The following is a 21,664-nucleotide window of genomic DNA, read 5'->3' on the forward strand; positions in this document are numbered from 1 at the left end:
TATATAAAAAAACACACTCTATTTATAAAAAATAAAGTGTGTTTTTAGAAAATAAAGCAAGAGTTATTTGATAATTAATGTCTTTGTTCCTACTGTTGTTCCATTATTGAATCTCAAGATATACTGTCCTGCTGGAAGAATATCTACCTTTAAAGTAGTTTGTTCTTTTGTAAGAGTAGTTTTGAGAATTTGTTGCCCCAAGATATTTAAGAGTGTAAACTCAATAGGCTTATTACTATTCAAAGCACTAACATCTATATTTATATCATTAGATGCAGGGTTAGGAAATACACGAATAGCTCTTGAGAGTTCATTTTCATATTCAATACCTACTGGTTGTGGTTCTTGTACTGCAATAGAAGGCGTATAAAGCTCATTTGCTTTTATGATAGCTTCTTCAATAACAGTATCGTTATCTCCTGCTGCTAATACGAAAGCAATAACAATTCTTTCTCCCACAGGAATTGTATAAGGACCTGCTGAAATAGTTGCACTTACATCTGTTCCTGTCGAAACACCAATACTTGTATTAGAAGTACCTAATAAAGATCTTCTTTTTTCTTGGTCTGTAAATCCATCATATACACCATAAGGAGTTCCTACAAAGTCTGGGTCATTAGATATGAGTGAGTATCTTCCAGCAGTGGAAAATAAGTCTAAAACTCCTACTCCCACACGAGGTATATTTGGATCTTTTGCAGAAATAATTGTAGCATTTAGGTTGTCTTTCCAAATAGCTTGATTATTGCCAGACTCCTCTCCTCCTCCAATATCCCAGTCTCCATACAGACCAGCATAAAAGTTACTAATATCTTGACTTGTCATATTTTGAAAAACATATTCAACTACTATAAAGTCTTCAGCACCTTCTACATTCCAAAGTTGTAGGCTTTGAGTTGTATTTATTGAAAGCCTTGAACCTGCTGCACCACTATCATTAAATGTTGTCTGCCATACTGATTTTTCAGGCTCATTTTCATCTGGTGGTAAAGCCACAATTGGAGTAATCACTCTGAAGTCTTCATCATAAATATCATCAATAGAGCGTACTGTATTTGATAACTTAGTGTCCGAACTAAACATTAAGCCTAATTCATAAAGCATTTCTGTATTCTTATACAAAAATCCATTTCCAACAGTTATTTTTTCATGTCTTCCAATTGTACCTTTACTGTCTACTGATGTAGTAATATTATTTTCATCAAGAGTAATAAAAGCAGGGTTTACAACAAAAGAAGCAAATTCTTGTGCCTCATATCCATCTTGAGTATAAGTGATACGTAGAGTAACCACTCCAAAGTTTTCTAATGTGGGACTAACCTGTACTCTTATTTGGTCTTGTGTAGTGATAGACTGGTTTGTATTCATTACACCTTCATAAATGATATCTCCTTCTAGTATAGATGAGTTAGCATCAATAGATTCAATTTTAATTTGAAAGTCTGACTCACTGGCAGCCAAATAACTAAAGAAACTTGCATTAAAGACTGCAACATCTCCAGCATAAGGAATTTTTCCATCTTCTGCTCTTACTAAATCAAATTCTTTCATACGTACAGCCACAGGAAATTCTGTTAAGGCACGTAGCATATTCATACGACCTCGTCCTACTTTTCCGTTATATTGTGGTTCAAACCTATCGTCCAGTGGGTCAGATGTAATACGCATAAGTTCTCCTATCTGAACAGGAGTAAGTTCTGGACGGTGCGACCAAACGAGTGCAGCTGCTCCTGCCACAATAGGAGCTGAAAAAGAAGTACCTGAGGTAGCTCCATATTCTCCATTATTTGCATCACTATGAGCAGTTGTATAAATATCACTACCAGGAGAAAGAATATCTACACTATAATCATAATTAGTAAAACTTGATATTTCATCTCTTGCAGTAGTAGAACCAACTGAAAGAACACCATCATAGCTAGCTGGAAATTGAGCTAAGTTTTGACCATCATTACCTGCAGCTACAATAATTAAACAACCGTAATCTTCAATGGCACTTTTGACAATAGCTGCTCCAATTTGACTAGGAAAAGCTCCACCCCAAGAACAATTTATAATTTTTACACCTGTTTCCATCATATATACAATTCCTGAATATCCATCATAAATGCTCAGAGTTTGTGGTACGTCATCTGGAGAATGTTTAGTGTTGACTAACTTAACATTGAACCCTGTACCTGCAATGCCCAAGTTGTTGTCAGTAGCTGCTGCTGCACAACCTGCCACCGAAATACCATGATCTACTCCAGCTCTAGGAAGTTGAGGATCATTATCTTGGACTAACTGAAAGTTATCAGGAATAGTTGCACCTGCAAAATCCCATCCATAATGGTTATCAATATAACCATCATTGTCATTGTCTATTCCATCAATAGGATCATTTTGGTTATAATATACTTTATCTTTTAGGTCTGGATGATTAAAGTCAAAACCAGAATCAACAATACCTACTAAAACAGTAGAGTCTCCCTTCGTAATATCCCAAGCCTCATAAGCTCTAATTCTAGACAAATACTGCTGTTCAGCAATATCTGTATCATTAGGAATATAGTACATTTTATTAGCAGGAACTGGTTCGGCTATCTCTACCATACCTGTAGCTATCAATTCATCAATTAAGCTAAAAACATCTACGCTTTCGTCTAAGTTTAACTGATAAATAAGAGAAATATCTACCCCAGAAATATTTTTATTTGCTTGAGTTTTGGTAAGTTTTCTTCTATGTTCTGTTTTTGGAAATACTTGTTTTACATAGTTAGTTGATGTACGGTTTATAAGTCTAGATAAAGGATTGCTACTCTGAAAAGCATTTCGGTATTCTGGTTTTAGTGTAAACCAAACACGACCTGCTTCAATGTCTTTTTCTGTAATTCCTTTTGGAAGTTTGTAATTTGATTTGCTAGGGAACTGTGCTTGTGCTGTTTGGATAAATAAGTTCGATGAGAACATAAATAAACCAATTAAGCAAAATGCAGCATAAGAAGTTATGGTAGTACGCATTATATATTTTTTATGGTTTGAGTAAAAGATATTACAAATATATTAAGTTTGGAACATTAATAATAAAACAATTTGAATTTTTTGAAGATAAAATTAAATTATCAATATTTTTTCAGAACATCAACTTTTATTCTAATAAATAATTATAAAAATGATTTTTTAGAAACTAATTTATTTTTCAGACCTTTGAAGACTTTTATTATTTTGCTTGATACAATAAATTACCAATGGATAAAAATAAATCTAGCCGTTCTCTTCTTTCTTTTCACTCTTTTTGGACTCCTTCACGTACCCTCAAAATTGCACTCTTTGCAACAGGACTTTCAGGAATTGTAGCAGAGTATATTTTATCTACCTTAGCAACTTATTTTCTAGGCGATTCTGTCAAACAGTTTACACTTATTGTTTCGGTAATGCTTTTTTCTATGGGTTTGGGAAGTAGATTAAGCCAATTTTTTAAGAAAAACCTTATCGAACTCTTTATTGCTTGTGAGCTTATTTTGTCTTTGCTCGTATCTTTTTGTTCGCTTCTTACCTACGGAATTGCTTCTGTAAGTGAGTGGATAGGAATTGTAATCTATACATTAAGTATTTTGATAGGTCTTTTAATTGGTTTTGAGATTCCTTTAGTAACTCGTATCAATGAAAATTATGAAGAGCTGCGTTTTAATATTTCCTCTGTCATGGAAAAGGATTATTATGGTTCTTTAGCTGGAGGATTATTTTTTGCCTTTATTGGACTAGAATATATTGGTCTTACTTATATGCCTTTTATTCTTGGAATAATTAATTTTTTAGTTGGCATCTTGGTTCTTTTTACTTTAAAACCTCTTTTTGAAGGAAATTGGCAGCGCAATCTCAAAGGAATAAGTCTGCTCACTTTTGGAATAATTATTTTTGGAGTAGTAACTGCAAAACCAATTGTTCGTTACGGAGAACAGAAGCGTTATACAGATAAAATAGTCTATGAAGAGCAAAGTCGTTATCAAAAAATAGTCATGACACAATATAAAAATGATTATTGGCTCTATCTTAATTCTCACCTTCAATTCAGTACCTTTGATGAATGGCTTTATCACGAACCACTTGTACATCCAGTAATGCAACTTGCTACACAATCAACGACTAAAAATAATACAGAGTATAGGAAGGAAGGCAAAATTGATGTTCTGATTCTAGGAGGTGGAGATGGATGCGCTGCAAGAGAAGTATTAAAATATGATAATATCAACAGCATAACACTTGTAGATTTAGACCCTTCCATGACAAGACTAGGAAAAGAAAATCCTATCATCAAGAAAGTAAATCAAAACTCATTGAATAACGAGCGTGTAAGAGTTTATAATAACGATGCTTTTACCTTTTTGGCTGATAGTATGGTTTTTTATGATGTAATGATTGTTGATTTTCCAGACCCAAAAACGATTGAAGTAAATCGTCTTTATACATTAGAATTTTATCAACTTTGCTATCAACACCTACGTCCACAAGGAATTTTTGTTACACAAGCAGGAAGTCCCTATTATGCAGCAAAGGCATTTGATTGTATCGACAAAACAATGCAAACAGCAGGGTTTGAAACACTTCCTATGCACAATCAAGTTTTGACGATGGGAGAATGGGGGTGGGTTGTTGGAAATAAATCTCTGAAAAGCCAAGACTTGAAAAGTGCTATGCAAAACCTTCAAATAAAAAATATAAAAACAAAGTGGCTCAATCAAGATGCGATGCTACAAATTACTTCGTTTGGCAAAAAATGGAAAAGCAATGAAATTCAGTATGATGAATTAGAAGTAAATACAATTCATAATCCTGTTTTGTATCGTTATTATCACGACGGAAATTGGTATGTTTATTAAAATCTTTTTGAACTGAATAAATCACAGCAATTTTTTAATCACTATACCAAAGCAACAACCAACAATAACACTACTTTATCTATGAAAAACTACCTTTTCTACTTCAAAAAACACATTCGTTTGTCTTCGCCAATTATTCTAGGACAAATTACGACAGTTCTGATTGCACTTTCAGATACGATTATGGTAGGGAATTACGATACGGTTGCACTTGCCTCAGCAGCTTTTGCAAATAGTGCTATTTTTACATTTGCTACCTTCGGAATTGGTCTTACTTATGGTCTGAAACCTCCTGTTGCAAATGCCTACGCTGCTCAAAACTTTTCTCTTTGTGCCAAATATTTGCAAAACGGAATGGTACTTTACGCCCTTGTAAGTACACTGATGTGGTTAGGATTTGAACTGGCAATTCCATTTTTGGATTATCTTGACCAGCCTCCTTCAGTTGTTATTTTAGCAATTCCCTATTATCGTTTGGTAGCTCTTTCTATTATTCCTTGGTTTTTATTTTTGGCTTTGCAGCAGTTTTCAGAAGCTCTCACAAAGACAAAAGTTCCGATGAATGTCAATATTCTTTCCTGTGTTGTCAATATTGTGCTTAATTATTTACTCATTTTTGGCAAATTTGGTTTTCCCGAATTAGGTCTGGTGGGCGCAGGAGTAGCAACACTTGTATCTCGTATTTTGATGCTGGTCGTAATGCTAATTATCTTTTTTTGGTTGCCCTTTTTTAGACAGTTTATTGATTTTACGTTTTCCTTATCTGTTTTTTCGAAAGAAATTTTCAAGAAATTATTGAATATCGGAGTGCCTATCGGTATGCAAATGGCTTTCGAAAGTGGTGCATTCGGAGTGGCTGCAATTATGGCAGGTTGGATTAGTAAAGAAGCCTTAGCTGCACATCAAATTGCACTCAACATTGCTTTTACCACCTTTATGGTAGCTGTTGGTCTTTCACAAGGAACAACTGTTGCCATTGCTAATTTAGTAGGAAAAAACAATCTTTCAGAAATCAAAATCACAGCTAGAAGTGCTGTCTATTTGATTATCATTTTTATGGCAGTTATGGCAGGATTAATATTTTTATTTAATGACCAAATTCCACTTTGGTATATCAACGAAGCCGAACCAAATGCAGCACAAATTGTAGAAATAACGATGCAACTTCTGATTATTGTAGCCGTTTTTCAGCTTACAGATGGAATACAAGTAGTTTCGGCAGGAAATCTTAGAGGCTTAGAAGATATTAAAGTCCCGACAGCTATTAGTCTTTTTTCCTACTGGATAATCGGAATTGGTGGTGGGTATCTACTTGCTTTTCCTTTGGGAATGGGGGTACATGGTGTTTGGTGGGGATTGTGTCTAGGACTTATTACGTCTTCTATTCTACTTACTTGGCGTTTTGAGCAAAAGAAATTCAAATAAAAAAGTTTTTTTTGTTTGTGGCTAAACCTTTTCATTTTCTAAGTATCTAATAGGAAAAACAGACCACTTACAATTAATTACTTATTCAATGAAAAAAATAAAATTTAGAATTTCTATCATCTTATTATTTCTTTTTTCTTTAGGAATGTATTCTTGTTCTGAAAGTGAAAAAATAGACCCACAACTCCAAAACGAAATATTAAACCTACCAAACGAATTATTTAATTATTCAAATATTACTTTTCCATCTCATTTTTCTACATCTGATTTACAAGTAGGAGGACAGAATTCAACTCTAAATGAGGATAATACACCTACTACAAATCAAATTACGGATGCAGGTGCAACGCTTGGAAGAGTTTTGTTTTATGATAAAAATCTAAGTAAAAATGGAAGAGTTGCTTGTGCTTCTTGTCATGTACAAGATAAAGGGTTTTCAGACCCAAAAATTTTGAGTAAAGGATTTGATGGAGGTGATACTCGTAGGCATTCGATGGGACTTACAAATGCTCTTTTTTATAGAAAAGGAACATTTTTTTGGGACGAAAGAGCAGCTACCTTAGAAGAGCAGGTTTTATTACCTATTCAAGATGAGGTAGAAATGGGGCTTACTTTGGATACACTTGTTGCAAGAATAGAAGCAACAGATTATTACGAACCTCTTTTTAAAGATGCTTTTGGAGATAAAACAGTTACGACAGATAGAATTTCGAAATCACTAGCACAGTTTGTTAGAAGTTTGGTAAGTTATGAGAGTAAATATGATATTGGAAGAGCTGCAACAAATCGTTCGATAGATAATTTTAGTAATTTTACAGAAGAAGAAAATTTAGGAAAAATGCTATTCTTAAATCCTCCTCCTTTGGGTGGTCTAGGTTGTGTAGCCTGTCATGGAACAGAAGCATTTATTACTCCTCTACAATCTACAAATAATGGATTAGATGCAGAATCTACAACTGATTTAGGAGTCTATGAGTCAACAGGAAATCAAGCTGATATTGGAGCTTTCAAAACACCTTCTTTGAGAAACGTTGCGTTGCGTGCGCCTTATATGCACGACGGACGTTTTGCTACCTTAGAAGAAGTAGTTGAGCATTACAACTCTGGAGTACAGGCACACCCTAATTTAGGGAGAATATTAAAAGATTCAGAAGGAAACCCAAGAAGAATGAATCTTTCACAAGAAGAAAAAGATGCGTTAGTTGTCTTTCTAAAAACCTTGACAGATAATGAAATGATAACAGACGAAAAGTTTAGTAATCCTTTTAGATAAAAAAATATTTTAAGGAATCTTGAATCCTATAAAGAAAATCTAGTTATTTATCAGAAATGACTAGATTTTTTCTGTTGTCTATATAATGTCTATATAGTTTTTTTGTAAAGTCTGTTTAAAAGCTCGTTCTTAGATTCACTATCTCAAGGTAGGAATCTAGCTTTCAAGCCGTTACTTTACAGTTTTCAAATTTTACACTTATGGACAGACGAAATTTTTTAAAACAATCTGCTTTAGTTTCTTTAGGAGGAATGCTTCTGCCTTCTATTTTTTTATCTTCTTGCAGCGAAGATACACTCTTTGATGAAACAGATTATGACGGAAAGGTTACCATTATTGGAGCAGGTGCAGCAGGACTTTATGCAGCCTATGTTTTGAAATCAAAAGGAATTGATTTTGAGATTTTAGAAGCAAGTAATAAATATGGTGGGCGTGTCGGAAAACTAGATACGTTTGCTAATTTTCCGATTGACCTAGGAGCGCAATGGATGCACGGAACAAATACTATTTTGGGAGATATTGCAGTAAAATCAAAAACAAAAATTACAGTTGATGAATCAGAAGCTGTTTATTGGTTTCAAAATGAGCTTGTAGAGTCTTTGCCAAAAGATATTGATATTTTTAGTGGCGAAGATTTACCAGATGTTTCGTATCAAGAATATGCGACTCAAAAAGGCTTTGGAGAAGAATATAAATATATTGTAGAAAATATCGCAGGTGACCAAGGAGCAGCAGCAGCAAGACTTTCGGCAAAATACAATGGAATTGATGAAGAAAAACTCAATTCGGGCGATGATGATTTGAAGTTTGAAGAAACCTTTTTTGATTTTATTGATAGAGAAATTGCTGTTCATGTAAAAGATAAAATTCAGTTAAATATCATTGTCAAAAAAATTGATTATTCTTCTGATAAAATATCGATTACAGATAGCAATAATAGTGTTTATACGACTGATAAAGTAATTATTACTGTTCCTATTACCATTTTGAAAGACGGAGATATTGAGTTTTCTCCAGCTTTACCGAGCGCACAAACGGCAGCATTTAATAAAATTGGAATGGATGCAGGAATGAAAGTATTTATGAAATTTAGCTCAAGATTTTATGAACAAAATATCATTGGTGGAGAAGTCTGTGCAGCTTACGCAGATGATAGCGTCGGAAAATCAGCCAATGATAACGTACTTTTAGGTTTTGTAATGGGAGTACAAGCCGAAGAACTGACAGCTTTAGGAAGTGATGAAGCAATTGTAAGCGCACTTTTGGCAGAACTAGACACGATGTACGAAGGACAAGCAACAGCAAATTTTGTGGATGCTCACGTTGAAAATTGGACGACAAATCCGTTTGTGAAAGGAGCATATTCGTATAGCAGCGTAGGAATAGGAGACGCACGAAAAGAAGCAGCCAAACCAGTAAACGATAAATTATTTTTTGCAGGGGAAGCGATGGCAGTAACAGGTTATCAATCTGTGCAAGGTGCAGTAGAAACAGGTTACAGAGAAGTAATCAATCTTTTAAATACGGTCAAAAAATAAATTTTTGTTTTAATCCTCGTTGACGGCAAAGCCTCAACGACGATTTGCTTTACTCTACTTTTAAATCTTTTTCTAACCGTCAACAAGGCTTTGCCATCGTTGAGGTAAAAATAATTATATGAAAAATAAATTTGTCTTTTTCTGTTTTTCTATCTTTTTGATAGGATTTTTTTCTTTCTTTTTAGTACACAAATCAACAGCACAGCAGCTTCGTTTTGGTGTAACTTATACCTATTTGTATTCAAAATTATTGAATCAAAATATTCAAACTTATAATTTTAGTCGTCCATTTTTGGAAAAAAAACAGCCTTTGCTTTCTCATGGTTTTAATCTTTCTGTGTCGTATCTTTTTGGCTCTTCTTCTGATTTTTCTCACGGTATAGGTTTGTCTTATTCTCGTTTTGGAAGTAGCGCAGAAAATGAAGGCTTGAACTCTACTTTCAATCAAAACTTTGCCAAATTAGGCTATATTCTTCATTATCAGAAAGATGAAAATCCTTTTTATACAGAATTACACATTTCTGTTATTGGTGGAATGTTGGGAAGACAAATCAATGATGAAACCTTTGAATTTGATGGAGAAACAGCACGAGCTTATGGAGTTGGGGGACATATAGGCATAAGAACAGGCTATGAATTTACGCTTAGTGATAAATTATTTTTATCTCCTTTTATAGACGTTGGTTATGCTCCTTATTTTTATTCGCCAAATACAGAAAGTATTCTTAATCAAACAACAGAATTAATTAGTGAAGAACAGCCTTCTCTATTTAATACTTCTTTTGGAATTATGTTGCGTAGATAATTTTCTATTTGGCCTCGTTTACGGCGAAGTCTCCACGACGGTTTAATTGTAACTGAAAGTCTATTTTTAGACTTTCAGTTTTTTATTTTTAAATAATAACTAAGTATTTAGTTGAACGGCTTGTTTTTTTAGTTTTAAACCTTCGTTTTTGATTTCTTTTGTCGATTCCAAGTCAATGTTCTTTTAAATAATTTATTTTTCAAAAAGCTCTTGAATAGTTTTATCTTCTATGATTTCTCTAATTGCATTTTGCTTTTCAAATTTACTTTTAAAAGGCTGTTCAGAATAAAGTTCTCTATATTTTTCATCAATAAAATTTTCTATTTGGTTTGAAAAAGGTTCAATAAAATCTTTGAAATTACCTTCTTCTTGAAGATTAAAACTTAACTTTCCTTTCTGTAAAATGCCATTTTCTAAAGCAAATTTAGTTTGTTTTCTACAACGACAGGGATTATTTTTATTGACTAAGCCACATTTATTGTTCAAAAAATTATGTAAATCTTTTTTGGCTCTACTTAATTTTATCCGAAAATTACCTGTACTGACATTCAATAATTCAGCTCCTAAGTTGTGGTCAGCCTGAAAAACTTCTCCCAAAATATAAACTAAACGCTGTTCTCTACTCAAACAGAGTAGCATTCCTGCCATACATTGTAATTTCATTTCTTGGATATACTCTGAATATTCCTCCTGTTCTAGCTCGTTCATATCTGATTCTCTTTCGATAGCATTTTCAAGTGTTTTTTCAAAAAAGTCAAAAGAGGAAACCATCTTTTCTTTCTTTGTTTTTTGAGTTTGTAAAAAGTGATTAAAAGTAATTCGATAAATCCACGTTCTGAAATTACTTTCTCTTTTGAATTTTGATAAATTAGTAATTACTTTAACCAATACCTCTTGTGTAATATCCCACGCATCGTTTGGGTCATGTACCATTTTCCATGCAACATTGTAAATATAAATTTGATGCCTTTTTATGAGTTGATTAAGGGCTTTTTTATTTCCTGCAATGCTTTGGTCAAGAAGCTCGTTATCTGTTTGGTCAGAATAGTTTTGAAGTTGAAAAGGATTTTCCATCGTATCTGTATGTATGTTATAATAAAACTCTAAGAAAAATATTTTTTTCTTAGAGTTTTTAAAAATTTTGATTTGAAAGTATGACTTAGCTTTTAGAAGTAGTAATGTTTATGTTAGTTAGCATTTCAGTAATAGCTGCATTCATAAAACCTGCTAACTTTTCTTTACTCATATTTGGGTTTTCTACATAATCGTAGCTTGTCGTCCAAACAATTAAAGATTGAGTTTTGCCTAAAGGAATTACTCTAAATGAGTTGTCCATATTCTTCACAGGAATTGAACCTTCTGTAAGGGCATAACGATAATACATTTCTTTTTTATTGAAGTGTGTTACTTTCTCTTTGTAGAAGCTTTTTTGGTCTGGCGAAGTACAGGTTCTTTCACAACCTTCTCCAATTTTGCCCTTTATCTTTACACTATGTAGAAAGTTAGGTGTAAGCTCTGCCAAATTATCAAATTGAGCCACTACTTTCCAAGTTTCTTTTGCCGAAGCATCTACTACTTGTGTTTTTACCAAAACTGGGTTAGGATATTCATTTTTTGGATTTTTTTGTTGAAATCCGAAACTAAATAAAAAGAATGAAAGAACTAAAAAGACGATTGATTTTTGAACTGAAAAATTCATAGTTTTACTATTTTTTTAATGAAATAATTGAATTGAATAAGAAGAAATTGCTAAAAGTAAGAATCAATAAAAGAACTGTTCGCTCACAATTTTATCATCTTCTACTTTATAAATGACGAGTTCGGATAATTGCATTCTGTTTCCATCTTGTAGTGTAGCATCAAAGCTCATTCCTAGAGAAATATAATTTCCTGCTACAATTATCTTTTCATCTATTTCTCGCTTGTGTAGTTCTTTGATATTTCCACCAAACATTTTTGCTTTTTCTTTTACTTGTTCTATACCTTTTGCGTGAGACATAGGAGGAAAATTAGGCTCAATAGATTCTATAGAATCTGAAAAAAGAGTATTATGAATTGTATCCATATCCATAGCGATAATCGCTGTATGAAGTTTTTGAGCAATTTGATTGACTGACATAATTTTTGAAGTTTAAATTTTTTAATTAAAATGAAATAGTTTGTGTTCTCACAACTTAGAGTAAGAAATAAGTAAGGTGTTACAACTTCTACCTTTTTATTTTTTCTTCGCTTTTTGTTTGTTCCACTTTTCTACTGATTTTATTTTGCGAGGATGTGGGTTTCCTGTTTCTACATAGTATTTGAGGTCTTCCATAAGTAGGGTTGTGTCTTTATTCATTTTAGGCTTTATCATCCAGCCCATCAAAAGTCCCATAACTGGATTCATTTTCATCTTTAAGTTCATTGTAACTAAAGAAGTATTTTCTCCTTTTGATTTGACATTCCAAACATTCCCCCCTTCCTTAAACATAGCAGACAAACCATCTGCTTTATAGGCGTACTGCATGTTTTTCTCATCAAATTCAGTAATCATTTCTTGCACATCTCCGTAAGAAGAACTACAAGTGCGCCCTGCTACTTTTCCAGCATGGTCTTTCCTTGCTGCTGATTCTGGTATTATAGTCGCCCACTTTCCAACATTCTCATAATCATTAGCAAGAATGTTCCAAACTTCCTTAGCAGAAGCATTTATTTCTATTTGTTTTTGAATTGCAATATTTGACATAATTATTTTTGATTTAAAGGTTTTCTAAAACGATTTACCCTTTAGAGCAAGAAAATATCTATGTGTTACAACTCAATTTGATTTTTTTCTAAAAAAAGATAGAATCAGTCACTTTAATGGATAGTATTTTTTATTTTTAAACAATAACTAAAGATATAGTTGAATAACTTGTTTTTTTAGTTTTATTGCTGTATGTTTGTATCAACTAAATAGTTAGTTAGTAAGCTAATTTAATTTCTAATTCCCCATACCTAATTCCCATTTCCTAAAAAAATTATGCAAGAACTCACAAAAGCCGAAGAAAAAATTATGCAACTTCTTTGGGATGCCGAAAAAGCATTTGTAAAAGAATTAATTGAAAAAATTGAAGGTAAAAAGCCAAGTTATACCACCGTTTCGACGATTATCAGAATATTAGAAACTAAAAAGTTTGTCGGACACAAAGCCTACGGAAATACGCATCAGTATTTTCCATTGATAAGTAGAGAAGAATATGCAAAATTTGCTACTAGAAGCGTACTAGATAGGTATTTTGATGGTTCGTTCAAAAAGCTAGTTTCATTTTTTGCAAAAAAAGAAGAAATAGATATTGACGAGCTAGATGACATCATGAAAATGATGGAAAAAGAAGAGAAGAAAAATGATAAAAAGTGATTGAATTTAATTAATCACTAATCACTTACCATTAATCACCATTAAAAATGAAACTCCTTTTTTTTGATTATTTATTGCAATGTAGCCTGTTTTTGGTCTTGCTTTATATTCCTTATTTTCTGTTTTTAAAAAATGAAACTTTCTTTAATCTGAATAGAAAATACTTGGTTACTGCGTTGTTACTGACGCTTATTTTACCTTTTTTTCCACTCAATATTTCTAGTTTTTTTGAAATATTCTTTCAAAAATCTACTGCTGTAACCGTTCCCGAAATTGATATTTTTCTGTTTTATGGAGATGCAATCAATAACGCCACAACAGAAACCACCAAAAGTGTTTTTTCAGAGCCTTCTACTTGGATTTTTCTAATTTATACTCTAGGAATTACAGTTATTTTTATTAGAATTTTGTTAGGCTTATCAATGATTTTGAAATTATATTTCAGAGGACAAAAAACTCAAAAAAAGCATTTTATACTCATAGAAACCAAATCAGAAACCGAACCTTTTTCTTTCTTTAATTGGGTTTTTATTTCTGCTACTAATGATTTTTCAGAGTCAGAACAAACTGAAATTATTGCTCACGAAAAGGCACATGTCAGACAAAAACACGCCTTAGATTTGCTCTTGATTGAGTTTTTGGGGCTTCTATTGTGGTTCAACCCTCTTATTTATTTCTATAAAAAGGCATTGAGAGATACACACGAATATTTAGCTGACAAAGAAACCATCACTCATTTTTCTAATAAAAAACAGTATCTCAACTTACTTATCAATCAACATTTTGTGGGTAGAAACCTGCCTTTTGTTACCAAATTTCATCACTATTCATTACTTAAAAAACGTGTTATTATGATTACTAAATCGCCTTCTCGTGGGATTGCAAAGCTCAAAATTATGTTTGCCGTTCCTGCTCTTTTCTTGTGTGTTTTTATGACCAGTTGTTTGAAAGAATATGTTGAAATTTCGGAGCGTTCAGAAGTTTCTAGCAATGACTTTGCAGGGGCTTTTCCTAAAGATTATGAAATAGGAAAGTCGTATAAAATTCGTTCTACAACTACTATGGAATTGGATTTAGAAAAAAATAATGATTATATGTTACGTCTGTTTCCTGCTGAAGATTTTGAAGGTGTAGAAATCAAAATGTTTGATGAAAAAGGAGAACAAATCGTAACAAATTATATAGAAAAAATGGATAAGTATTTTAGAGGTTTTACTTTCCGAAATACCACAACTACAAAATATAGACTAGAAATTACAGTTCCTGATGGAAAAAAGAATACTTCTTTAGCTATGGCTTCTCGTAAGTTTGAAGAAAGTGAAATTGTGAAACCAAAAAAAGATAAAGAAGGCTATACAAAAGTAAAAACGTATAGCTTAGATAAAACTGATGCCAAATCTTATGAATATACAGTTATTTTTTCGGAAGGCACAGAGTACAAAGTATCTTTAGGGGATAAGAATATGAAATTTCAATTAGTCAATGAAGCAAGGGATAAAGTTTTGGTGGAATTTACCTCTACTGAAAACGAAAAATACAAGACTTTCAAAATTGATGAAACAGCAGTTTATTACCTTAAAATGGAAAAAGAAGATACAGAAACCAAAAATGCTGAATTGTCTTTCAAACGATAAATTAAAAATTTGTGTCCTAAAAAACACAAGTTATTTAAGGGGAATGAAAAAAGTCTAAGCAGTTTTGTTTAGGCTTTTTTACCAAAAAAAAATATAAACTCTAAATTTACAACAAAAATGAAAATGTTTTTTGTCTTCGTGTTTTTTTTATTTTTCTGTTGCACTACAAAAGTAGTGGCACAATTCACAAAAATTTCAAAGGAAGAAATAGAAAAAATGAAAGCCGATGGAATTAATATCTTAGATTCGGCAGGGAAAATATACCTTCGTCCAAAACCAAACTATGTACCTCCCAAAAAACCAAAGCCTCAAAAAATTACAGATACCAAAGATGATAATAACAAACAAAAAGAAGCCTGTGAGTGTCTGAAATTGATATATACAGTTTCTTTTAATGGCTATTTTTTAGGTTGTTTCTAATTTTTAAAGATACCTCAACGACAGCTTTATGTCTCATTGACGGTTTACACATACATTTTTCATGAAAATTATTCTTACTCTATTACTTCTTTTCAGTTTTTCGTTTTCTGCTTTTTCTCAAACGCCTCATATAGATTCTAGGGATTTAGAGGAAATTCAAGAAAAACTGGATTTGTATCTGGAATATTATCCTGATTCTGCTCAAAAAATTGCTTTAAGAAAAAAGATAGAATCGTTTTTTGAAACAGAAAAACAACTTTCTAGAAGTAATGCCATGGAGTTTGTAGAAAAGTTAAATCAAGAACTCAAAAAGGAAAATGAATTATTCGAATTTAGTTACAAACATACAAGTCTTCTTTCCTTATACAGCACAAAACACCATTTTGTAAGAGCTGCAAAATATGATTCTTTAGATGAAAAAAGCAAAATCTATTCAAAAAAATGGATAAAGAATTATGAAATAAAAAATGGTAGAAGTGAGTTTCCTTATACTTCTGAATATTACAAAAAAGGCTTTTTCTCTTTTCTAAGAAAAAAAGACAAGTACATAAATACTGCTGTGTTGAGAGAAAAAATGAGAAAAGCAGCTCTTATTTCTCAAAACTATGGTATTGCGAATCAAGAAATACAAGAGGGAAATATTCGCTATCTAAAACTGACCGAATGGCTTTTTGATAAAGATATAGAAAAAACAAAGTCGCTTGTCAATTTTATAAAAGAAGGTAATGCGCTTGTTTTGGATTTGAGAAATGTAAAATATGGGAATCTTGAAAGCATAGCTACACTTTTACATGTTTTTTCAGAAGAAAATAATAAACTAATAAATGAGAAACAGTATGCTTTTGGAAATTATCAAACAGCACAAAATCAAATATTACCTATAACACTTCCTACAAAAGAAAGTAATGGAAAGGAAGGAAAAAAGTTTGCTAAAGCCATCAAAAAACTATCAAGAATTGATTCAAACCTTCCTATTTACATTCTAACAAACAAAAATACAGCAGGATTGACTAATTTTTTTATTCATTTTCTTCAAAAAAAGCGTCCCAAAACGACTTTTGTAGTTGGTCAGCCTACTTCTGAAAACTGGCAACTTACCAAAGAATGTGATATTTATTCGACAATGCCTTTCATTGTGCCTTTTGCAACATTAAGAAATACGACAAACGAAAAATTCAATTATTCTATTTTGCCTACTTTTTATTCTCAAAATCCAAAAGAAACAGCATTTTTAAAAGCCTTTCAAAATTTTAAAGAAGAGTATCAATATCCAGAAAGCAAAGATATAATGGAATACGTCCAGACGTATTTTGAAGCTGACCAAACAAAACTAAATGATAGTATTACCTCAACTGATTTTCTACAAAAATATACAGGAAAATATGAAAATGAAAAAATTGTTTTGATTGATAAAACCAGTAAAAAGTTACTTCTGATTCATTATAATGATACAATTTCTTTGAAACAGATAAATGAGAATACATTTATGCCTAAGAATTTTTATCAAAACAAACAAGCAACAAAAAATGACTTTTTTTATATGAATATGAATGTTCAGCCTGTTTTTTATAATTTTTCCTTAGACAAGCAAAACGAGAATAAAGAGAAGAGCTATAAAATGAACATCAAATATTCAGATAAAACTAGAATTAGCTACGATTTTGAAGAAGAAATAGAAAATTCTTTTTTTGATAAAAATAAAATAGAAGTAACTCAACCTAAAGTCAAAACAAATATTGGAAAAAGTATCATGGCTGATGAAAATTTAGATTCTCTTCGTCAGATTTTTGCTAAACTTGATTTTAAGGAACGCACTCGCCTTTTCAAAACTTATACGCTCAACAATCCTGCACAAGATTTTGAAGTAGAAACCATTACTGGCGATAAATATATGCTTTCTGATTTGGCAGGAAAAGTTATTGTTATCAATTATTGGTTTATTGGTCGTGCGCCTTGTTTGCAAGAAATGCCACAACTCAATAAATTAGCAGAAGAATATGCAGGTAAAGGAGTGATTTTTTTGGCTGTTTCAAGAATGGATACTAAAAAGCAAATTGAAAAATTCTTACAGAAAAAGCAGTTTTATTATGATATAATGGCAGATTCTAAAATTTTGACTGAAAACTATTTCATTCCTCTTTTTCCAACCAATATAATTATTGACAGAACAGGAACTGTTATTTTTGGAGAAATTGGCTACAAAGAAAGCATCTATGAAGAAATGAAAAGGGCTTTGAATAGTTTGATTGTAGAGTAATTTTGTATATTGTTTAGAAAACAAATCAAAGATTGGAGCAGTATCTACATTTTTTGTGCTTCAAGTTATATTTAAGATTCAGATAGTCAAGAGGTAATTTTAGCAAGATGTTTTAAAATATAATTATGTGATAGGTTTTGTCTTTGATATGAGTAATGAAAATATTTATATTTGAATTACACAATTACGTCTATTAATTCGTTAATAGTAATAGAATCATTATTCAAGTAATACAATACACAAACTATGAAAACCATAAAATTTTACTTTTTTTTAGTCATTATATATATATGTTATGTAAGCAGCGTTTTTTCTCAAAATATTTCCTTGACTGCCACTACTGGAACTCCAACTGCTGGATATGTAGATTTTACTGCTGCCTTTAATGCCATTAATGCAGGAACTCACGGAGGTATAGTTACCTTAACAGTAAATAATGGATTCAATGAAAACGGAGCAACTCTAAATGCTCCTCCAGCTGTGGGAACGCCTTATACAAGCGTACGTATTCAAGTGAATTTACTATTATTTACAGATGCAATAGTGCGAGGGAATGGAAATAATCCTATCTTGATTTTTGACGGAGCAAAAAATGTAACTATTGACGGAGGTGTAGCAGGAACTAGGCGTTTAGTAATAGTAAACACTAAAAATACGGGTTCTACAACCAACGCCATTGCTTTACAAATAAGTAATGATGCACAAAATATAGATATTCAGAATACTAAATTTGCATCTGGAGTACAGGCTATTTCAAGAGGAACTATCTCATTTATTTCTGGAAGTATAGCAGATTTACATACTGTCTTGATTAGAGACTGTGAAATTTATGATGCTAATAGCACAACTGTAGGAGGAGGTTTTCCTTCAAGAGCTATTGTAGCAGTAAATGGTGGAAACAGAAATATAAGAAATGTAAATATTGCTACTAATCTTATTTATAATTATCATTCTTCATCAAATGCTGTAGGGTATGCCAATTCAGATGGTGCGACAGGTATTTTTTTATTTGATGATGCTCACTCTTGGACAATAGAAAATAATCGTATTTTTCAGAATGCTACACGCTCTTATAATTATAATACTACAACATCTGCTGTTCGTTTAGGAACAGGTTATGGACATATTATACAAAATAATACTATTGGTTATGGTAGTTCTTTTTCTACTGGAAACTATACAATATCTTCTACTACTCGTGAGTTACGTTTTGTAGGAATTTGGTTATATAATCAATCTACAACAGATTCTACAAATATTACAGGAAATACGATTCGTAATTTTGATTTTACTACTGATAGCAATAAAAATGGAGAAATTAGTTCAAATCCGAGAGGTGTTTGGTGTGGCATTACAGTTAGTAACCCAACAAATGAAACAACTGCACAAACTGGTAGAATAGGAATAAATAATAATACAATAGGCGACCCAATAGATAATACTGCACCTTATTCTATCCAAACAAATAACTTTCAAAGTGGAGGTGAAGTTGTAGGAGTTTATGTTACGCATCAAGGAAATTATATGAGCATTGATAATAACACCTTGGCAAGTGTGGCTACTTTTACAAACAACAATAGTCATACGTCCTATATTTTCGGAATTGATGCAAGAGGCAATGGAGATAAAAATATAAGGGGAAATATATTACAATATTTATACGCAGGAAATACAAGTGATAATAATAACAGTGGCTCACATGTAGATGCTATGTTGGTTTTTGGTAGTGGTACACACTCTATAGCTAACAATAATTTTTTGGATATAACCTCACATGGAACAGGTAGTTTTTATGTAAGTGGAGTGCTGTATGCTCTACAAGGAAGGAATATTATTCTAGGAAATCAAATCCGAAATATTGAATCAAAAGGAAGAGGAATTACATCAACAGACCCAACATTTGCTTATGGTTTTGCAGGGCGTTCGGCTACCTTATTTGGTATGCGTGTAGCAGGTACTGGAGAGCAAATAGTTGGCGTAAATATTATTTCAAATCTACGTGGAAATATTAGAGCAAATGTAGCAGCAGCAGACTTAGGAGTTGCCGCCATAGGCTTGGGAGATAATAATACAGTAGGAAGAGCCTTCGGAAATAGAATTTATGATATTCAGCTCAATCAAGGTATTGCTACTTCCCTAAGTACAAGTGGAGTAGCTGGAATGGTTGTAAATAATGCTGTTAGTCAGTGGGATGTCTATAATAATATGGTTTCATTAGCTCCTCCAAATAATGTAGCCGTTTTAGGTATTGCTAGTGATGGAGTAAATAATGTATCACGATTTTTATTCAATAGTGTTTATATTGGTGGTGGAACAGCTAGTGGTTCGGAAGCTTCTGGTTGTTTGTATCGTGCAAGTAATAGCACGATTACGATGCGTAATAATTTGCTTTTTAATGAACGTATAGCAGGTGGAGTGGCAAACTTTTGTTTGCTTTTTCGTTCGAACGGAGGAAGCATAACTAACGATTACAATACCTACCTACCAAGAAGCACAACAAGTATGGTGGCTTTACTTCAAGCAGGAGGTACTCCAGCAGCAGGAGATTTTTGTCCTAATTTAGCAGCCTTAAAAGCCAAAAATGTAAATTTTGATAGATTTAGTTGGTCGCACCAACAAGCAAGTACACCAACAGCTACTGATTTATTTGTAAATCCAACACTAGGAGATTTACATATTAACACAACAAATCAAGCAGCTTGGTATTCTAGTGGAAAAGGAGAACAAAATGCACTAGCTTTTGAAGATATAGATAGAGACAGTCGTTCGACGACTGTTTTTACAGGAACAACAGATATTGGCGCAGATGAATTTGACCTTGATAGAGATGCAAACCCAGCTCCACAAGCAGTACAGACAGGAACAATAGGCGCAGGAAATACAACAACTTACACTTGGGCAGACAAAAAAATAGGAGAGATAACATGGGGAGCAGGTGGAACACTACCAACTTCTATGAATTTTCGTTATTTTTCTGGTGAAACTCCTCCTAGCTCAAATTTCTTGAATGCAGAATTTCAAGATGGTTTTTGGCTCGTAGAACCACAAACAGGCTCTTTTAGTGGAACTGATTATACCGTACAATTTGATTTTGGTCCTCATGAAACAGGCACGGTAGCTGCTCCTTCTGCTAATATTATTCTGACAAAAAGAGATGGAGGTTGGGAGTTTTATAATCATTCTAATACACTTACGCCTTTGCGTTCTACTCGTGATTATGTAAGTTCTCCAAAAACGATGACCGTACCAGGACTAACTACTTTCTCTGACTTTACACTTACATCAGAGGTATTTCCTCTGCCTGTTGAGTGGCTTTCTTTTGATGGAAAATTAATAAATAATAAAGAAATAAAACTAGATTGGAGTACAATATCTGAAACAAATCATAGTCATTTTGAAGTAGAAAGAATGAATACTTCTACTAAAGAATTTATGAAGCTAGGAAGCATTTATGAGCCAAATTCAAAAGATAACTTTAAGAAGAAATATAATTTTGTAGATAACGAGCCACAAGTAGGGAATAATTATTATCGCATTAAGCAGATAGATGAAGGTAATATTGATTATTCTTACTCAAATATTGTGGAGGTAAGTTATGAAATTTCTGCTGAAACTATTTTTATCTCACCTAATCCAGTTTCTAAAAATAGAATACAAGTAAATATTCCTCAATTAGAGAGCAATCAAGGAGCTTATTTAGAGGTTTATGATGCAATAGGTAGAAAATATCTTTCTAAAGAGTTAGTTGATACAAAAACAGATATTATACTTCCTCAACTACGAAAAGGTATTTATATAATAGTTATTCAAATGAATCAAAAGCGAGTTAGCAGAAAAATAATAGTAGAGTAATTATATTACAGAAGCAAAAACTCCTTTATTTAATCAAATAAAGGAGTTTTTTAACCTATTTCAACTCGTAATTGCTCTATTTATCAAATTGCATAAATGAGTTTTTTATGTATTTATAGAATTAATTTTTTAGTAAAAATACAGCTTTTGAGTGTGGTAAGCAAGAAGAGAGTTTTTTGATTAAATTTTGGTTTGTATAATTCAAATTACTTTCCTCTTGAT

Annotated in this window: 15 protein-coding genes; 10 read left to right on the forward strand and 5 right to left on the reverse strand. The window is 32.3% G+C overall.

Annotated features, from left to right (window positions below; translation table 11 throughout):
- Positions 1 to 63: 63 nt before the first annotated feature.
- Positions 64 to 3,000, reverse strand: coding sequence for a S8/S53 family peptidase (locus WAF17_RS21890; RefSeq protein WP_338764449.1), 2,937 nt, complete (start codon positions 2,998 to 3,000; stop codon positions 64 to 66).
- 227 nt (positions 3,001 to 3,227) lie between these two features.
- Here WAF17_RS21890 and WAF17_RS21895 point away from each other — a divergent pair, with 227 nt between their 5' ends.
- The 5 genes from WAF17_RS21895 (at position 3,228) to WAF17_RS21915 (ending at position 9,900) form a co-directional block, all read left to right on the forward strand.
- Positions 3,228 to 4,859 (forward strand): polyamine aminopropyltransferase, encoded by a 1,632-nt coding sequence (locus WAF17_RS21895; RefSeq protein WP_338764450.1) that lies wholly within the window; start codon positions 3,228 to 3,230, stop codon positions 4,857 to 4,859.
- Positions 4,860 to 4,940: 81 nt separating this feature from the next.
- A complete protein-coding gene (locus WAF17_RS21900) occupies positions 4,941 to 6,284 on the forward strand; it encodes an MATE family efflux transporter (RefSeq protein ID WP_338764452.1) in 1,344 nt (447 codons plus the stop codon).
- 88 nt (positions 6,285 to 6,372) lie between these two features.
- Positions 6,373 to 7,557 carry a cytochrome c peroxidase gene (locus tag WAF17_RS21905; RefSeq protein WP_338764454.1) on the forward strand — a complete coding sequence of 395 codons (1,185 nt, stop codon included), beginning with the start codon at positions 6,373 to 6,375 and terminating at the stop codon, positions 7,555 to 7,557.
- A 200-nt stretch (positions 7,558 to 7,757) separates the two neighbouring features.
- A complete protein-coding gene (locus WAF17_RS21910) occupies positions 7,758 to 9,095 on the forward strand; it encodes an NAD(P)/FAD-dependent oxidoreductase (protein ID WP_338764455.1) in 1,338 nt (445 codons plus the stop codon).
- 118 nt (positions 9,096 to 9,213) lie between these two features.
- On the forward strand, positions 9,214 to 9,900 hold the full coding sequence (locus WAF17_RS21915; RefSeq protein WP_338764456.1) for a hypothetical protein: 687 nt from the start codon (positions 9,214 to 9,216) through the stop codon (positions 9,898 to 9,900).
- Positions 9,901 to 10,092: 192 nt separating this feature from the next.
- On the opposite strand, the gene WAF17_RS21920 is transcribed toward WAF17_RS21915, so the two are convergent.
- From WAF17_RS21920 to WAF17_RS21935, 4 genes are all read right to left on the reverse strand, one after another.
- A complete protein-coding gene (locus WAF17_RS21920) occupies positions 10,093 to 10,974 on the reverse strand; it encodes an RNA polymerase sigma factor (RefSeq protein WP_338764457.1) in 882 nt (293 codons plus the stop codon).
- Between the two features lie 85 nt (positions 10,975 to 11,059).
- Positions 11,060 to 11,599, reverse strand: a complete 540-nt coding sequence (locus WAF17_RS21925) for an SRPBCC family protein (RefSeq protein ID WP_338764459.1) — start codon at positions 11,597 to 11,599, stop codon at positions 11,060 to 11,062.
- A 63-nt stretch (positions 11,600 to 11,662) separates the two neighbouring features.
- Positions 11,663 to 12,019: a nuclear transport factor 2 family protein gene (locus WAF17_RS21930; protein ID WP_338764461.1), complete on the reverse strand. Its 357-nt coding sequence runs from the start codon at positions 12,017 to 12,019 to the stop codon at positions 11,663 to 11,665.
- 96 nt (positions 12,020 to 12,115) lie between these two features.
- The gene (locus WAF17_RS21935) at positions 12,116 to 12,625 is read right to left on the reverse strand and encodes an SRPBCC family protein (protein ID WP_338764463.1); all 510 of its coding nucleotides are present in this window, start codon (positions 12,623 to 12,625) and stop codon (positions 12,116 to 12,118) included.
- Positions 12,626 to 12,901: 276 nt separating this feature from the next.
- On the opposite strand from WAF17_RS21935, the gene WAF17_RS21940 reads away from it, so the two are divergent.
- The 5 genes from WAF17_RS21940 to WAF17_RS21960 all read left to right on the forward strand — a co-directional run bounded on the left by WAF17_RS21940 (position 12,902) and on the right by WAF17_RS21960 (position 21,442).
- Positions 12,902 to 13,279: a BlaI/MecI/CopY family transcriptional regulator gene (locus WAF17_RS21940; RefSeq protein ID WP_338764466.1), complete on the forward strand. Its 378-nt coding sequence runs from the start codon at positions 12,902 to 12,904 to the stop codon at positions 13,277 to 13,279.
- 47 nt (positions 13,280 to 13,326) lie between these two features.
- Positions 13,327 to 14,913 (forward strand): M56 family metallopeptidase, encoded by a 1,587-nt coding sequence (locus WAF17_RS21945; protein WP_338764468.1) that lies wholly within the window; start codon positions 13,327 to 13,329, stop codon positions 14,911 to 14,913.
- A 174-nt stretch (positions 14,914 to 15,087) separates the two neighbouring features.
- Positions 15,088 to 15,333: a hypothetical protein gene (locus WAF17_RS21950; RefSeq protein WP_338764470.1), complete on the forward strand. Its 246-nt coding sequence runs from the start codon at positions 15,088 to 15,090 to the stop codon at positions 15,331 to 15,333.
- Positions 15,334 to 15,394: 61 nt separating this feature from the next.
- Positions 15,395 to 17,590 carry a redoxin domain-containing protein gene (locus WAF17_RS21955; RefSeq protein WP_338764473.1) on the forward strand — a complete coding sequence of 732 codons (2,196 nt, stop codon included), beginning with the start codon at positions 15,395 to 15,397 and terminating at the stop codon, positions 17,588 to 17,590.
- Between the two features lie 246 nt (positions 17,591 to 17,836).
- Positions 17,837 to 21,442, forward strand: a complete 3,606-nt coding sequence (locus WAF17_RS21960; RefSeq protein ID WP_338764476.1) for a T9SS type A sorting domain-containing protein — start codon at positions 17,837 to 17,839, stop codon at positions 21,440 to 21,442.
- The last annotated feature ends 222 nt before the right edge of the window (positions 21,443 to 21,664 follow it).

Origin of the sequence: Bernardetia sp. ABR2-2B (assembly GCF_037126435.1) — a bacterium.
GTDB lineage: Bacteria > Bacteroidota > Bacteroidia > Cytophagales > Bernardetiaceae > Bernardetia.

Excerpts from the sequence above, each read along its gene's own strand:
- WAF17_RS21925 (WP_338764459.1), bottom strand. The coding sequence starts at position 11,599 with ATGAATTTTTCAGTTCAAAAATCAATCGTCTTTTTAGTTCTTTCATTC.
- WAF17_RS21935 (WP_338764463.1), bottom strand. The coding sequence starts at position 12,625 with ATGTCAAATATTGCAATTCAAAAACAAATAGAAATAAATGCTTCTGCT.
- WAF17_RS21905 (WP_338764454.1), top strand. The coding sequence starts at position 6,373 with ATGAAAAAAATAAAATTTAGAATTTCTATCATCTTATTATTTCTTTTT.
- WAF17_RS21920 (WP_338764457.1), bottom strand. The coding sequence starts at position 10,974 with ATGGAAAATCCTTTTCAACTTCAAAACTATTCTGACCAAACAGATAAC.
- WAF17_RS21930 (WP_338764461.1), bottom strand. The coding sequence starts at position 12,019 with ATGTCAGTCAATCAAATTGCTCAAAAACTTCATACAGCGATTATCGCT.
- WAF17_RS21915 (WP_338764456.1), top strand. The coding sequence starts at position 9,214 with ATGAAAAATAAATTTGTCTTTTTCTGTTTTTCTATCTTTTTGATAGGA.
- WAF17_RS21890 (WP_338764449.1), bottom strand. The coding sequence starts at position 3,000 with ATGCGTACTACCATAACTTCTTATGCTGCATTTTGCTTAATTGGTTTA.
- WAF17_RS21945 (WP_338764468.1), top strand. The coding sequence starts at position 13,327 with ATGAAACTCCTTTTTTTTGATTATTTATTGCAATGTAGCCTGTTTTTG.
- WAF17_RS21895 (WP_338764450.1), top strand. The coding sequence starts at position 3,228 with ATGGATAAAAATAAATCTAGCCGTTCTCTTCTTTCTTTTCACTCTTTT.
- WAF17_RS21960 (WP_338764476.1), top strand. The coding sequence starts at position 17,837 with ATGAAAACCATAAAATTTTACTTTTTTTTAGTCATTATATATATATGT.
- WAF17_RS21940 (WP_338764466.1), top strand. The coding sequence starts at position 12,902 with ATGCAAGAACTCACAAAAGCCGAAGAAAAAATTATGCAACTTCTTTGG.
- WAF17_RS21955 (WP_338764473.1), top strand. The coding sequence starts at position 15,395 with ATGAAAATTATTCTTACTCTATTACTTCTTTTCAGTTTTTCGTTTTCT.
- WAF17_RS21910 (WP_338764455.1), top strand. The coding sequence starts at position 7,758 with ATGGACAGACGAAATTTTTTAAAACAATCTGCTTTAGTTTCTTTAGGA.
- WAF17_RS21900 (WP_338764452.1), top strand. The coding sequence starts at position 4,941 with ATGAAAAACTACCTTTTCTACTTCAAAAAACACATTCGTTTGTCTTCG.